Below are 15,003 nucleotides of genomic sequence, written 5' to 3'. Positions count from 1 at the left end.
CCCTCATCGGCAATGCCGGCAAACAAGCACGAGCTCCGGGGCTTTTACGCCGATACGCCCGTAGATTAATCCAATGCGCGTCCCTTTGTCGCGTCCCCATCCACCTCGATCGCCAGCGCCTTGCGCGGCCAATGGATGCCGATGACCGCGCCGGTGGCCGGCGGGATGCGGTTTTCAAACGTCAGATTGGCCCCGGTGCGCTCCAGCAGTGTCTTGGCGATGAAGAAGCCGAGGCCGAGGCCACTCTCCGCCTCGAGGTCCGCATCCTGCCGCTCGCGGGCGCGGGAGGTGACGTAGGGCTGGCCGATACGCCCGGAAATCTCCGGCGAGAAGCCCGGCCCATCGTCGGCGACGACGATGTCGAGGCCCGAAGGGGTCCACTGGGCGCTGATGTCCACGCGTGTCGCGGCGAAGTCGACCGCATTCTCCACGAGGTTGCCGAGGCCGTAGAGGAGGCCCGGATTGCGGGCGATGACCGGGGCGTCGGGATCATCCTTCACCGAGACCGCGATGGTGATGCCGAAATTGCGGTGCGGCTCCACCACCTCCTCCAGCAACAGAGCCAGCGGCATGCGGTCGAACGGCGCGTCGCCCGACCTGAGCGAGGTCAGCGTCTGCAGGATGTCGCGACAGCGCGCCACCTGGTCGCGCAGCAGCGCCACGTCCTCGCTGTAGGGGCTGTTGTCGCCGATGGAGCGGTGCATCTCCTTCACCACCAGAGCGATGGTGGAGAGTGGCGTGCCCAATTCGTGGGCAGCGGCGGCGGCCAGACCATCGATGGCCGTGAGGTGCTGCTCGCGGGCCAGCACCAGCTCTGTGGCAGCCAACGCATCGGCCAGCTCCCGCGCCTCCTCCGCCACCCGCCACGCGTGCATGCCGATGAACCCCACCGCCACCGACAGGGACACCCAGATACCAGCGAGATAGAGATCCGGCAGCACCGGCACATCGGGACCGGCCCACGGCAGCGGACGGGTCCACAGGCCCACGGAGCCGGCGCAGGCCACCGCCAGGATGCCGAGCATCACCGTCGTGCTCCAGGCGAGCGCGGTGGCGGAGATCATCACCGGAGCGAGATAAAGCAGCACGAACGGGTTCTTCAGGCCGCCGGTGAGGTACAACAACGCCGTAAGCTGGAGCACGTCATAGGCGAGCAGCGGGCCTGCCGCGGCGTCGCCGAGCCGGCGGGCGACGGGATACTTGACCCGCAGGAGCACGTTCACCAGCGCCGAGAGGCCGACCACCGCGAGGCAGGACGTCAGCGGCAGGGGGAAGCCGAGGCCGAGATTGACCACGACCAGCGCCGCAATTTGGCCGGAAATCGCCAGCCAACGCAGGCGAATCAGGGTGTCGAGGCGCAGGCCGAACGATCTGCCATGGGGCGGCGTTACAAAGGCGGTGGTCATGGAGTAGCGATTCCGGTGTCCCGATGTGTGGAAGCGAGCCTCACGAAAGGGAATAGTGACCCTACTGCCATAGCAGCGGAACAATAGCGGCCTATGTCTTTTGTCGGCATTGACCAACCTTGGAAGTCGGCTCACGCTTGCGTCAACGTGCCGCCTTTCTAGGCAGCCAGTAACGGTGAGGACCACTCATGGCAATCGGCGAGTTCGCAAGTGCTACCCGGCTGCCGCGTCAAGGCGACGTTGGGCTCTCGACTCCGCTCTATTGGATGTACGAGATGGGTTATGCTGCGCTCAACCCATCCCGCGCCATGGCGGACGCCAGCCGGCTGTTCCTGAAAAATCCGATCAACCCGGTCTCGCATACCACCATCGGCAAGTCCATGGCGGCTGCGTGCGAGTTGTTCGAGCGCACCACCCGCCGCTACGGCAAGCCGGACTGGGGCATCACCCACACCTCCGCGGCCGGCCAGACGGTGCCGGTGCACGTGAACACGGTGTGGGAGCGGCCGTTCTGCCGGCTGCTGCATTTCGAGCGCGCGTTCGAATATCCGCCGCGCCGTCCGCAGCCGCGCCTGCTCATCGTGGCCCCGGTGTCCGGCCATCACGCCACGCTGCTGCGCGGCACGGTCGAGGCCATGCTGCCCACCCACGACGTCTATGTGACCGACTGGATTGACGCGAAGCTGGTGCCCATGTCGGAAGGCCGCTTCAGCCTGTCCGACTATGTGGACTATCTGATCTCCATCTTTCACCGCATGGGCGGCAACTGCCACGTCATGGCGGTCTGCCAGCCGGCGGTGCCGGTGATGATGGCCATCGCCCGCATGGAAGCGGAGGAAGATCCCTTCGTGCCCAAGTCCATGGTGCTCATGGGCGGCCCCATCGATACCCGCGAGGCCCCCACCGCGGTGAACACGCTGGCCCAGGACCGCGGCATCGAATGGTTCCGCCGCAACGTCATCACCACCGTGCCGTGGCCGCATCCCGGCGCGCTGCGCGAGGTCTATCCGGGCTTCCTGCAGCTCAACGGCTTCATGTCCATGAACCTCGACCGGCACCTGCAGGCCCATTGGGACCTGTTCCGGCACCTGGTGCAGGGCGACGGCGACTCGGCCGAAAAGCACCGCGATTTCTACGACGAGTATCTCGCCGTCATGGACCTGACCGCGGATTTCTACCTGGAAACCGTGGAGAATGTCTTCATCACTCATGCCCTGCCGAAGGGCGAAATCATGCATCATTCGCAGGTGGTGAAGCCGGACCTCATCCGCCGCGTCGCGCTGATGACGGTGGAAGGCGAGAAGGACGACATCTCCGGCATCGGCCAGACCAAGGCCGCGCACAAGCTGTGCCCGCTGATCCCCGAGGACATGCGCGCCCATTGGGAGCAGCCGGGCGTCGGCCATTACGGCGTTTTCAACGGCTCGCGCTTCCGCTCGGAGATCGCGCCGCGCATTTCCGACTTCATCCTCTCCCAGGAATTCCGCAAGGATGGACGGGCCCGGCCCATGCCGGACCGCCCGGCGCCGGAGGCCGCGGGGGAGGAAGAGCCGGACGTGTTCGCCCTCAACAAGAATGTGACCGCGCTTTATCCCCGGATTGCGCCGACTTAGTACTGGCGGCGCGGCGAAATTCTTGGGAAGATACCGGAGGTAACTTCGCCCCGGCTGCCCAATGCTGTTTCGCCGCCAGACTCGCAATGAGGACCGCAAATCGTCGCTGACGCCCGGCGTCGAGACGATCGAGCTGTTGCTTGACGACGAGACGCTGCGGGTCGCGGTTCGCCGCCATCCGCAGGCGCGACGGCTGACGCTCAGGGTGCGGGCGACCTCCCGGGACGTGACCCTCACCGCCCCACCCCATGTGGCACTCTCCTTCGCCCGCGCCTTCGTGGAGCGGCATCGCGAATGGGTGCGCGTTCGCCTCGTGCGCCTGCCGGAGGCGGTGCCGTTCGAGGATGGCGCCGTCATTCCCCTGCGCGGCGAGCCGCACCGCATCGTCCACCGCCCCGATGCACGCGGAACCGTGTGGATCGAGCCGGCCGTCCGCGGCATGCCCACCCTCTGCGTCGCCGGCGAGGCGCCGCACATGGGGCGCCGCGTGCTGGACTTCCTGAAGAAGGAGGCCCGGCGCGACCTTGCGGCCGCGGTGAAGCATTATACGCAGGCGCTCGGCGTCGAGGTCGGCCGGCTCACGCTACGCGACACGGCGAGCCGCTGGGGCTCCTGCTCGGCGCGGGGCGACCTCTCCTTCTCCTGGCGGCTGATCTTCGCGCCGGCCTTCGTGCTGGATTATCTCGCGGCCCACGAGGTGGCGCACCGCCTGGAGATGAACCACGGCGTGCGCTTCTGGCGGCTGGTGGAGCAGGTCTGCCCCAACCGCAAGGAGGCGGAGGCGTGGCTGAGGCGCCACGGCTCCGAACTCCACCGCTATGGCGAAGGCTGAGCCTCGCGGCGTCCTCAGGCGACCTTCTTCCGGCCGAGGCTGATCGCGCCAGGGCCGGCGGCGAAATAGATCAGCAATCCGCCGATGATGCCCACGTTCTTGAGGAACTGGGTCTGCTGCGCCGCCTGGGCTGCGGCATCGGGGAAGGTCCAGAACATGTGCGAAATCATCGTCGCGACAACCGTGAAGCCCGCCATCCAGATGGCGGTCGCCCGCGGAAACAGGCCGACGATGAGCAGCAGCGGCCCGACGACCTCGGTCGCGGCCGCGATCGGCGCCAGCACCTGCGGCAGGAGAACTCCCTTGCCGGCCAGAAAACCGGTGAAGCCGGAGAGATTGCTGAGCTTGCTGATGCCCGAGGGCAGGAACAGGGCCGCAAGGAAGATCCGTCCCACAAGCAGGGCGAGGTCATCAAGGGTACGCAAGGCGTCATCTCCAACACACACTTCCCCATGCGGAAGCTCGGCGAGTGTGTGATACCGCCGACGCTGCACTGCAACATCGGACAGGGAGGTTTCAGGACACTATTGCGTGTGGTCCCGCCCCGCCTCCTCGGCGGCGGCAAACATCAGCCGGGCCGCCACGGGGAGCGCAACCGACAGTCCGGCAAAGCGGAAAAGATGGTGCGCGCTCATGAAGGCCGGGTCGTAGCCCATGGCGAAGCCAAGGGCCGTCATGGCCTCGAGCGCCCCCGGCGCGAAAGCCGTGACCAGCTTGCCGAGATCGTCGCCCGTCAGCCATGCGGCCAGCAAGGCGAACAGGGTGGAGATCGCCACCGCCACCAGAAAGGCCCCGAGCGAGGCGAGCACATAGGCCCGGATGGTGGCGACCGACGTGCCGATGAAGCGCACGCCCACGCTGCCCCCCAGCACCACGAAGGCCGGGATGAGCAGTTCCGCCGGCAGCACGGCGGTGGACAGGCGGGTGGCGTGAAGCACGGCGCTGCCGGCGAGCGCACCGAGGATCAGGCCGCCCGGCAGCTTCAACCGCGCCGCGAGCAGCGCCGCGCCGGTGCAGACGACGAAGAGGATGATGATGTCGCCGAGCGCCGAGACATGGGGCGGTGGCGGCACGCCGCCCGCCGTCATGCCCAGCGCCGCCAGCACGTTGGGCAAGGCCGCCACCAGCAGGAACAGCCGCAGCGTCTGGGCGAAGGCGACCTGCCGCAGGTCCGCGCTGGTGTCCGCCGCCATGGCGACCACGGTGCCGAAGGCGCCGGGCGCGGAGGCCCAGAAAGCGCTTTCCCGGCTCCAGCCGGCCACGCGGGTGAGGAAGAGGGTGCCGCCAGCCATGGTGCCGAGCACGCTGGCGCCGAGGCAGGCCATGCTCACCGGCCAGGTGGCGGCGCGGGCGAAGGTCTCCGGCGTCAGCATGGTGCCCATGGAGGTGCCGAGCACCACGAAGGCGAGGAAGCGCAGCCATTCCGGGACGTCGATGCGCACGCCCGCCAACGCAAGGCCGATGCAGGCGACCAGCGAGCCCGAGATCCACGCCGCCGGCAGGCCCAGAAGCGCGAAGATCCCGCCGCCGAGGGCGCCGGCCCCCAGCGTCACCGCCGCCGAGGCGGCCGAGCGCATCCTGAAAGGCAATCCCCTCACGCGGCGTCCGATCCCGCCGGCCGGGTCCGCTCCAGCCACACGACAAGGCGCCGGCTCGCCTCGGCGAGCTGCGTATCGCCCCGCGCAAAGCACAGGCGCATGAAGCCGTCGCCACCAAGGCCGAAGGCGGTGCCGGGGGCGAGGCCCACATTGGCCTCGTCCACCAAGGTCAGACCCAGGCTGCGCACGTCGCGCCGTCCCTCGATGCCGAAGAACAGATAGAAGGCGCCGGGCGGCTTCACGAGATCCACGCGACCGGTGGCGAGCAACGCATCGCCCACGAGGTCGCGGCCGCGGCGGGCGCGGGCGATCTGCTCGGCGACGAACGGCTCGCCCTGTTCCAGCGCCGCGATGGCGCCGCGCTGCATGAAGGCGGCAACGCCGGAGGTGGAATACTGGATGAGGTTCTCGATGATCTGGCCGAGACGCGGGTGTGCCTCCAGCCAGCCGATGCGCCAGCCGGTCATGGCCCAGTTCTTCGAGAAGGTCTGGACGAAGAGGATGTGGTCCTCCTCATCCATGATGTCGTGGAAGGATGGTGCCCGCCCCTCCTCGCCATAATAGAAGCGGCCGTAGATCTCGTCGGCGATGATCCACAGGCCGTGGCGGCGGGCCAGCGAAAGCACCGCCTTCAGGTCGTCCGGCGTCGCCACGAAGCCGGTGGGATTGGCCGGCGTGTTGAGGAAGATGGCGCGGGTCGCGGGCGTCACCGCCGCGGCGAGCCGGTCGTGATCGAGGGTGAAGCCCTCCGGCCCATAATTGAAGGGCACGTAGACGGGGCGCGCGCCCGCCTTCTGCGCCGCAGCCGCGGCGTTGGGCCAGGTGGGCGAGGGAATGAGCACCTCGTCCCCCGCCCCGGCCACCAGGGCCACGGCCACATGGATCGCCTGCATCCCCGAGCCGGTGACGAAATAGCGCTCCGGCGTTTCCGGCACGCCATAGAGGGCGCTCATGTAGCGGGCGATGGCGGCCCGCAGCTCCGGCAGGCCGCGCTGCCAGGTGTAGAAGGTCTCGCCGGCGTGGAGGGCGGCAGCCGCCGCCTCGCAGATGAAAGGCGGGGTGGGCACATCACCCTCGCCGGCCCACAGCGGGATCATGCCGGGCCGGTCGCGGCCGTAATTCATCACCTCGACGATCCCGCTTTCGGGCAGCGCGCGGACATGCTCGCGCACGCGCTCCAGATAGGGATCTTCCACGGGCAAGGCGGAAACGGGCGCAGCAGGGGACATCATGGCTTGCTCGCGGGCACGAAGCGGGGTGGTGGCGCGGAGGGAAATCGGCGGGTGCGCCGGCGCGACTTATAGAGCCTCGGCGCGCCCGTGCGCCATCAAATGAAGTGGCGATCCGATCAGTCCCGGTGATGAATCGCGCCTCCCGTTACGGCATTGCACGAATGCAATGGCCTCTTGCGGAGCGGGGCCGTTGCCGGCGCGGGGGTGCGGTCCTACGTCCTGAGCACCACCCGCGCACCTCCGCGCCCTCGCCGGTTCAAACAGGATGCCCCCCATGTCGCAGACCGTCACTCCGGCCATCGATGCCGCCGCCATCGACCGCCTGTTCCTTTCCGCCCGCACCCAGAATGGCTGGACCGATGCCCCGGTCAGCGAGGCTGAAGTGCGCGCCCTCTATGATCTGGTGAAGTACGGCCCGACCTCCGCCAACACCCAGCCGGCCCGCTACGTGTTCCTCACCACCCCGGAAGCCAAGGAGCGCCTGCGCCCTGCCCTGCCGGAGAGCAACCACAAGATCCTCGCCGCGCCGGTGGTGGCCATCATCGGCTACGCCCTCGACTTCCACGACAAGATCCCCGAGCTGTTTCCGCACTACCCGCAGTTCCGCGACCTGTTCATCAACAATCCCGGGATGATCGAGCCCCACGCCTTCCGCAATTCCTCGCTGCAGGGCGCCTATCTCATCCTCGCCGCCCGCGCGCTCGGCCTCGATGTCGGCCCCGTCTCCGGCTTCGACGCGGCGAAGGTGGATGCCGAATTCTTCCCTGGTGGCACCACCAAGACCAATTTCATCGCGGCCATCGGCCATGGCGATGCCTCCAAGGTGATGCCCCGCCTGCCGCGACTCGCCTTCGAGGACGCCGCGCAGATTCTCTGATCTCAGCTCCAGAACGAAAAAAGGGCGCCCCGCGGGGCGCCCTTTGCGTTTGGGCCCAAGGCCTCAGCTGAGAAGGCCTCAGTTGAGGCCGATGGTGGTGAGGTCCTGGAACCAGTGCTGGGCCTGCACGAAGCTCTTCACCTTGGGGGAGAGGGCGTGCGGGTTCACGTCGTGCACCACCCAGACCAGCACGGCATCGTCCACCACCTGCTGGTGCACCTGGGCGAGCAATTCGTCCTGCTTATTGGTGTCGAAGGTGCGCTTCGCCTCGTCGATGAGGGCGTCCACCTTGGGGTTGGAGTAGTAGCCCCAGTTCACGCCCACCGGCGCCACCTGCCGCGAATCGAAGAAGCGGATGAGGGCGTAGAGCGGGTCAGAGGTGACATAAGCGATGTTGTTCGAGGTGATGCCCTCGTTCATGGGGTCCTTCGCCCCCTTGCGCCAGGCGGTGTAGAGCGCTTCCAGCTCCACCACCTTGAACTCCACGTCGATGCCGATCTCCTTGAAGCTCGCCTGCAGGAACTCGTTCATGGGCAGGGACAGCATCTGTCCGGTGCCGCCGGCGGCGATGATGAAGGTGGTCTTGAGCGGCTTTTCCTTGGAATAGCCCGCCTCCTGCACCAGCTTCTTGGCGGCCTCGGGATCATATTTGAGGTCGAAGGTGGGCTTGCCGAACCACGGGCTGGTCTTGTCCACCTGCCCCTTGGCGGGCTGGGCGAGGCCGTTCATCAGCTCCACCACGCCCTCGCGGTCCACCGCGAGGTTCAGCGCCTTGCGCAGGCGGATGTCGGTCCAGGGCGAGCCGGGCAGCATGGAGAGGTGGTAGTTCCACACGTGCGGGGTGACGTTGGTCACGAGCTTCATGCCCGCGGCCTTGAGCTGCGGCACGGCGTCGGGCGCGGGGGTCTCGATCAGGTCCACCTGCCCGGCGAGCAGCGCGTTGGTGCGGGTCAGCGCCTCCGGCATGGGGATAAGGATCATCCGGTCGGTCTTGGGCAGGCGGGACTTGTCCCAGTAGTCGGGGTTCTTGACCAGCTCCAGCCGCTCGCGCGGCACCAGCTTGCCCTGCTTGAAGGGACCGGTGCCGGAGGGGTTCTGGGCGAACTTGTCCCAGTCCTTGCCGAGCTTCTCGTACTGGGCCGGGCTCGACACCAGGAACCAGAGCATCTGGTAGGGGAAGAACGAATCCACGTCCTTGGTGGTGATCTCCACCGTCATGTCGTCCACCTTGCGCCAGGAGGCGATGGACGGCAGGCGGGTCTTCACCTGGGCGGACTGGCGCTTGTCGAACTGGGGTGCCTTCTCGTCCAGCACCTTGTCGAGGTTCCACACCACGGCATCGGCATTGAAGTCCGAACCGTCGTGGAACTTCACGCCCTTGCGCAGGGTGAACAGCCACTTCCTGGGGTCGGCCGGGTCCACCTTCCACTCGGTGGCAAGGCCAGGCACCAGCTTGCCGGGCCGGTCGGCCACGTTCATCTCCCAGGCGACCAGCGGGTCGTACAGGGTGTAGCCGGTGAATTGATAGGCACCTGCCCCACGATCGGGCTGACCGGTGGTCTGCGGAATGTCCGCCATGGAGATGCCATAGCGGACCACGCTCTCCGCGCCCGCCGGCGCCGCCCCGGCAAGACCGAGGAAAAGCGCGGCGGCAAGAGAGGTTCGAAGCGTCCGGAAACGCAGCATCTATCGTCCTTCCGTGAGTAAGCCCCACGGAAGGAAGGCAAGAGATATGCCGTATGCTTCGCTTTGCGAAACGGGCGTCAGCGGTTGCGGCGGGGCGGCCGGTTCGAGGACTTGCCCGAGGACTTGCCCCAGTTGAACACGCGGTGCGGAAACACCTCGCCGTTCTCGCCGTCGCCGATGGCGATGAGCGCGCCCTGGCAGGACACCGCCACATGGCCCTCGACGATGGGGGCGTCGCGGCCGCGCAGGATGATGCTCTGGCCGCAGCGCAGGCGATGGGCCTCCTGCGGCGTCACGTTGAGCTGGGGAATCTCCTCCAGCGCCACGGCCACCGGATCGAGCGCATCCATCAGCGCCTCTTCGCTGGCCTCGGCACGGTCGCGCAGCTCGTCGAGGGGCACGAGACGCTCCTCCAGGAACGGCCCGACGCAGGCGCGGCGCAGCTGGCAGATGTGGCCGCGCGAACCCAGCATGCGGCCGAGGTCGCGGGCGATGGCGCGCACATAGGTGCCCTTGCCGCACTCGGCCTCCAGCACCGCATGGTCGGCGTCCGGACGGTCCATCAGCTCGATGCGGAAGATGGTGACGGGGCGCGCCTCCAGCTTCACCTCCTCGCCCTCACGGGCGAGGTCATAGGCGCGCTCGCCGCCGATCTTGAGCGCCGAATAGGCCGGCGGCACCTGCATGATCTCGCCGCGGAAGGTGGGCAGCGCCGCGATGATCTCGTCGTCCGAGGGGCGCAGGTCGGAGGTTTCCACCGCCTTGCCCTCGGAATCGTCCGTGTCCGTCTCGGTGCCGAAGCGCACGGTGAAACGGTAGGTCTTGCGGCCGTCCATCACATAGGGAACGGTCTTGGTGGCCTCGCCGAAGGCGATGGGCAGGCAGCCGGAGGCCAGCGGGTCGAGGGTGCCGGCATGTCCGGCCTTCTTGGCCCCGAAGATGCGCTTCACCACCGCCACCGCCTGGGTGGAGGTCATACCGGTGGGCTTGTCGAGCAGCACCCAGCCATCGAGGTCGCGCTTGGGCGCGCGGGGGCGGTTGTCCTGCTCGCGGCTGGCGCGGGGGGCATCACCGGTGGGAGGCGCTTCGGCCGCTTCAGGAGCGAGGGCGGTCTCGACAACGGATTCAACGATGGGCTCGGCGGCGGCTTCAGCCGCGGCTTCGGCAGTGGCTCGGACGGTCATTCGGCGTCGGTCTCTTTGTCGGTCGGAGTCTGGTCGGGCGCGTCCTCGGAATGGCTCTCAAGGGCATCGAGGTCGCGCTGCACCTGGGGGGAGCGCAGGAGGGCGTCCATGCGCGCGCCCTCGTCGAAGGACGTATCCTTGCGAAAGCGCAGCTCGGGCACGCTCTTCAGCTCCACGCGCCGCGCCACCTCGGTGCGCAGGCGGCGGGCATTGTCGGCCAGCGCCTTGATGACGGGCGTGATGTCCTTGCCGCCGAGGGGCATGACGTAGCAGGTGGCGATCTTGAGATCCGGCGACATGCGCACCTCGGGCACCGTGATGATGTGCCCGGCGAGCACCGGATCGATATGGTCGCCGCGGGACAGCACGTCGGCCAGGGCATGGCGGACAAGCTCGCCCACGCGCAGCATGCGCTGGGAGGGGCCGCCTCCCGTGCGGGTATCGGGTTTCATTTTTGCTTCTGCTTCGTTCGGCGCCGGCAAAGCCGTGGCGCCTTCTCCTCGATTGTGGAGCGGACGGGCTTGGACCGTACCGTTCCGGTTAAGCGTCGACGCCTCCGGCCTTTTCCCGTTCGGGGAAGAGACCGGAGGCGGAAACGTCGAGCATTGCGCCCGTCGTCAGGTCACAGCGAGCGCTGGATCACCTCGACGCGGTAGCACTCGATCACGTCGCCAGCGCGCATGTCCTGGTAGTTCTCGAAGGACATGCCGCAATCCTGGCCGGCGTTCACGGTGTTCACCGCATCCTTGAAGCGGTTGAGCGTCGCAAGCTTGCCCTCGTGGATCACGACGTTGTCGCGGATCAGGCGCACGTGCTGGCCCTTCTCCACGATACCGTCGGTGACCTGGCAGCCCGCCACCTTGCCCACCTTGGAGACCAGGAAGATCTCCTTGATGAGGGCGTTGCCCAGCATGGTCTCGCGGTTGATGGGCGCGAGCAGGCCGCTCATGGCCTTCTTCACGTCATCCACGAGGTCGTAGATGATGTTGTAGTAGCGGATCTCGATACCCGCCCGATCGGCCGCGTCGCGCGCTTCCTTGTTGGCGCGCACGTTGAAGGCGATGATCGCGGCGCCGGAGGTTTCCGCCAGCGTCACGTCGCTTTCGTTGATGCCGCCCGCGCCGGAATGGATGATGCGGGCCTGCACCTCGTCGTTGCCGACCTTCTCCAGCGCGCCGATGATGGCTTCCACCGAGCCCGACACGTCGCCCTTGATGATGAGGGGGAATTCCTTCCGCCCCGAAGCCTTCACCTGGCTCATCATCTGCTCCAGCGAGCCGCGGATGGTGGCGGAACGGGCCGCCGCCTTCTCGCGCTTCTGGCGCTGGCGGTAATCGGTGATCTCGCGGGCGCGGGCTTCGTTCTCCACCACCGCGAGGCGGTCACCCGCCTCCGGCGTGCCGTTGAAGCCCAGCACCTCCACGGGCAGGGAGGGGCCGGCCGCGTCCACGGTGGCACCGGTGTCGGAGATGAGGGCGCGCACGCGGCCCCACTCGGCACCGGCCACCACGATGTCGCCCACGTGCAAGGTACCGCGCTGGACGAGGACGGTGGCCACGGGGCCCCGGCCGCGATCGAGCTTGGCTTCCACCACGGTGCCTTCGGCGTCGCGGTTGGGATTGGCGCGCAGGTCGAGCAGTTCCGACTGGAGGGCGATGGCCTCCAAGAGCTTGTCGAGGTTGAGATGCTCCTTGGCGGAGACCTCCACCTCGAGCGTCTCGCCGCCCATGCTCTCCACCTGCACTTCGTACTGAAGCAGTTCGGAGCGCACGCGCTCGGGCTTGGCGCCGGGCTTGTCGATCTTGTTGATCGCCACGATCAGCGGCACCCGCGCCGCGCGGGCGTGGTTGATGGCTTCCACCGTCTGGGGCATCACGCCGTCGTCGGCCGCCACCACCAGCACCACGATGTCCGTCACCTTGGCGCCACGGGCACGCATGGCGGTGAAGGCGGCGTGGCCCGGGGTGTCGATGAAGGTGATCTTCGAGCCCGAGGGCGCGGTCACCTGGTAGGCGCCGATGTGCTGGGTGATGCCGCCGGCCTCGCCGGACACCACGTTGGCCTTGCGGATGGCGTCGAGCAGCGAGGTCTTGCCGTGGTCGACGTGGCCCATGATGGTCACGACGGCCGGGCGCGGCAGCAGGGTCTCGGGGGCGTCCGGGGTATCGAACAGGCCTTCCTCGACGTCGCTCTCCGACACGCGGCGGACGGTGTGGCCGAGATCCTCGGCGATGAGCTCGGCGGTATCGGCGTCGATCACGTCGGTGATCTTCACCATCTGCCCCTGCTTCATCAGCATGCGGATCACGTCCACGGCCCGCTCCGACATGCGGTTGGCGAGTTCCTGGATGGTGATGGTCTCGGGCAGGATCACCTCGCGGGCGATCTTTTCCTTGCTCTCCTGCTGCCGGTGCCCGGTCATGCGCTGGGTGCGGCGGCGGAACGAGGCGACCGAACGCTGGCGCTCTTCTTCACCCGACTGGGCGGTGACGAGCGTCAGGCGGCCGCGCTGCTTCTCCTGGCCGGCGGGCGCACGGGGCACCTTGACCGGGGCGACCGGACGCGCGGCGGGGCCGCGGCGGACGGCACCGCCCCCACGGCGCTCCTCTTCCTCGCTGCCACCTTCCGCCGGAGCGGTGGTACCAGCCGGACGCGGGGTGAGCGGACGCGCGGTGGTCGTGCCGGCGGGACGGGCGCTCGCACCCTGCTCCTCGCCGCCGAAGCGCTTGCGCGCTTCCTGCTCGGCCTTGCGCTTCTTGTCTTCTTCCTGGGCGCGGCGGGCCTCGTCCTCGCGCTTGCGGGCCTCGGCGGCCTCACGCTCGGCGCGCTCGGCACGCTCGCGCTCGGCGCGGCGACGAGCCTCCTCCTCGGCAGCGCGGCGCTCTTCGGCCATGCGCTGCTCTTCGACCGCGCGGACGCGGGCGTCGGCCAGCGCGCTGGCGCGGGCGTTGCGCTCTTCCTCGGTCAGCGTGCGCAGCACCACGCCCGAACCGCCGGGACGCTGCTGGCCGGGACGCGAGGGACCACCACCGCCGCCGGGACGGCGGTCACGATCCGAACCCGGACCGCCGGACCGCGGCGGCTGGCCGGGACGCGGCGGAGCGTTGGGACGCGAAGACGACTGGCCGGACGAGCCGGTACGGGACGGCTGGCCGGAACCCGACCGCGATCCCTCGGCGGGACGCGGGCCGGAGGCCGCCGCAGGACGGGCCGCGGCGGGAGCGGGCGCAGCCGGCTTCGGCGCGGCAGCAGGGGCAGCGGCGACGGGAGCGGGCGCAGCAAGCGCCGCCTCCGGCTTGGCGGGAGCCGGCTCGGCAGCGGCAGGCGCCGCGGGCGCAGGAGCGGCCACAGGTGCAGCGACCGCCTCGGCAGCGGGTGCGGCCGGGGCCTTGGCTTCTGCCGGAGCGGGCGCGGGAGCCGGAGCGGCAGCCGGCGCATCCACCGGGGCCTTGGCCTCCACCGGAGCGGCGGGCGCAGGAGCGGCAGGGGCGACAGCCGCGGGCGCCGGGGCGGGAGCGGGCGGCACAGGACGGGCGGCCGCAGCAGGGGCCGGAGCCGGAGCCGGAGCGACAGGCGCCTTCGCCTGCGCAGGCGGGGCAGCCGGAGCCGGCGCCGCAGGCGCGCTCCCGTGGCCAGCCTCACCTGGGGCGATGACGCGGCGCTTCACCTTCTCCACCACAACCGCCTTGGAGCGGCCATGGCTGAAGCTTTGGCGCACCGTTCCCTGCTCCACCGGGCGCTTCAGCGTGAGCGTCTTGCCGGGGGCGGGATGCAGCGTCTTGTCGCCTGGGGTCTTGGTGTCGTTCATTCCGTATCCGTTCCTTGCATCCGGCCGGGGTCATGCGGGAGATCAGCACCATGGCTCAAATCGTTGCCATGGCTGGGGTTTGGACCCTGCCCGAGCGTCTCGCCGATGGACGTACCCGTCCGCCAACGCGAGAGCCTGTGGCAGCGCTCCAGAAACCCTTTGGCCGTCGGATGCGCGAGCAGCGCCGCATGTACCACATTTGACCGCCCTAACGCCAAGTCCAAATCGATGCCGGGAAAGCAATCGACCACGGCAGCCGCGCGGAAACCGGCAGCCTCGACCTGTCGCAGGAGGGCATTGAGCTTGCGCACCCCGTCCGGGCGCGCGTCACTGGCGTTGAGGACGACCAGCACATCGCCGGTGCCCAGGGCCGCCTCGACCTTGGTGTGGCCCGTCACGACCCGTCCCGCCTTGTTGGCGAGGGAGAGGGCGGCGAGCGCGTCTTTATAGATGAGCCGATCAACCAGATCGGCAAGATCAGGCGCAGCCTTGCCACGGCCCTTGAAGGCGCGGCCGAAGGCCTTCTTCTTCAGCGCCGCGTCGAAATCGGCCCGGGTGGCACCCACCCAGGCCCCACGGCCGGGAAGCTTACGCGAAAGATCCGGGATGATGGCGCCGTCGGGCGCCACCACGAAGCGCATCATGTCCGCCACCGGCAGCACCCGCCGCGTGGCGAGGCACAGGCGTGACAGAGGCGCCCGCGCCGCAGACAAGCTGCGCGGCCCCCCGTCCGTCTCGTCCTCGTCCAGTATCGCGGGCACCAGTGG

At 68.7% G+C, this 15,003-nt stretch carries 12 protein-coding genes; 3 read left to right on the top strand and 9 right to left on the bottom strand.

Annotation, left to right across the window (positions count from 1 at the left end; all coding sequences use genetic code 11):
• Positions 1-65: 65 nt before the first annotated feature.
• Complete coding sequence (locus A37E_RS0109915) at positions 66-1,406, bottom strand: ActS/PrrB/RegB family redox-sensitive histidine kinase (protein ID WP_029556437.1); 1,341 nt, start codon at positions 1,404-1,406, stop codon at positions 66-68.
• Between the two features lie 188 nt (positions 1,407-1,594).
• Between A37E_RS0109915 and phaZ the strand changes: the two genes are divergently transcribed.
• On the top strand, positions 1,595-3,019 hold the full coding sequence (gene phaZ, locus A37E_RS0109910) for a polyhydroxyalkanoate depolymerase (protein ID WP_029556436.1): 1,425 nt from the start codon (positions 1,595-1,597) through the stop codon (positions 3,017-3,019).
• 61 nt (positions 3,020-3,080) lie between these two features.
• Entirely contained in the window at positions 3,081-3,851 is a 771-nt protein-coding gene (locus A37E_RS0109905; protein WP_029556435.1) for a SprT family zinc-dependent metalloprotease, read from the top strand.
• Positions 3,852-3,865: 14 nt separating this feature from the next.
• Here A37E_RS0109905 and A37E_RS25270 read toward each other — a convergent pair whose 3' ends face one another.
• The 3 genes from A37E_RS25270 to A37E_RS0109890 form a co-directional block, all read right to left on the bottom strand.
• Positions 3,866-4,276 (bottom strand): DoxX family protein, encoded by a 411-nt coding sequence (locus tag A37E_RS25270; RefSeq protein ID WP_024281307.1) that lies wholly within the window; start codon positions 4,274-4,276, stop codon positions 3,866-3,868.
• 99 nt (positions 4,277-4,375) lie between these two features.
• Complete coding sequence (locus A37E_RS0109895) at positions 4,376-5,428, bottom strand: AbrB family transcriptional regulator (RefSeq protein ID WP_051678912.1); 1,053 nt, start codon at positions 5,426-5,428, stop codon at positions 4,376-4,378.
• 17 nt (positions 5,429-5,445) lie between these two features.
• Positions 5,446-6,681, bottom strand: a complete 1,236-nt coding sequence (locus A37E_RS0109890) for a pyridoxal phosphate-dependent aminotransferase (RefSeq protein WP_038192855.1) — start codon at positions 6,679-6,681, stop codon at positions 5,446-5,448.
• A 274-nt stretch (positions 6,682-6,955) separates the two neighbouring features.
• Between A37E_RS0109890 and A37E_RS0109885 the strand changes: the two genes are divergently transcribed.
• Positions 6,956-7,558 carry a malonic semialdehyde reductase gene (locus A37E_RS0109885; RefSeq protein WP_029556432.1) on the top strand — a complete coding sequence of 201 codons (603 nt, stop codon included), beginning with the start codon at positions 6,956-6,958 and terminating at the stop codon, positions 7,556-7,558.
• 78 nt (positions 7,559-7,636) lie between these two features.
• Here the strand turns inward: A37E_RS0109885 and A37E_RS0109880 are convergent, their stop codons facing one another.
• The 5 genes from A37E_RS0109880 to A37E_RS0109860 form a co-directional block, all read right to left on the bottom strand.
• On the bottom strand, positions 7,637-9,244 hold the full coding sequence (locus tag A37E_RS0109880; RefSeq protein WP_029556431.1) for an ABC transporter substrate-binding protein: 1,608 nt from the start codon (positions 9,242-9,244) through the stop codon (positions 7,637-7,639).
• Between the two features lie 77 nt (positions 9,245-9,321).
• Positions 9,322-10,428, bottom strand: a complete 1,107-nt coding sequence (gene truB, locus A37E_RS0109875; RefSeq protein WP_029556430.1) for a tRNA pseudouridine(55) synthase TruB — start codon at positions 10,426-10,428, stop codon at positions 9,322-9,324.
• A complete protein-coding gene (gene rbfA / locus A37E_RS0109870) occupies positions 10,425-10,880 on the bottom strand; it encodes a 30S ribosome-binding factor RbfA (protein ID WP_024281313.1) in 456 nt (151 codons plus the stop codon). Before rbfA ends, truB begins: the two co-directional genes overlap by 4 nt.
• 170 nt (positions 10,881-11,050) lie before the next feature.
• Positions 11,051-14,236 carry a translation initiation factor IF-2 gene (gene infB, locus A37E_RS0109865; RefSeq protein ID WP_029556429.1) on the bottom strand — a complete coding sequence of 1,062 codons (3,186 nt, stop codon included), beginning with the start codon at positions 14,234-14,236 and terminating at the stop codon, positions 11,051-11,053.
• Positions 14,233-14,997 carry an RNA-binding protein gene (locus A37E_RS0109860; RefSeq protein WP_245279305.1) on the bottom strand — a complete coding sequence of 255 codons (765 nt, stop codon included), beginning with the start codon at positions 14,995-14,997 and terminating at the stop codon, positions 14,233-14,235. The genes infB and A37E_RS0109860 overlap by 4 nt, the downstream gene beginning before the upstream one ends.
• Positions 14,998-15,003 lie beyond the last annotated feature (6 nt).

Origin of the sequence: Xanthobacter sp. 91 (assembly GCF_000702385.1) — a bacterium.
Taxonomy (GTDB): Bacteria; Pseudomonadota; Alphaproteobacteria; order Rhizobiales; family Xanthobacteraceae; genus Xanthobacter; species Xanthobacter aminoxidans.
The sequence above is the reverse complement of the archived record's forward strand: the minus strand, read 5'-3'. Positions and strand labels throughout refer to the sequence as shown.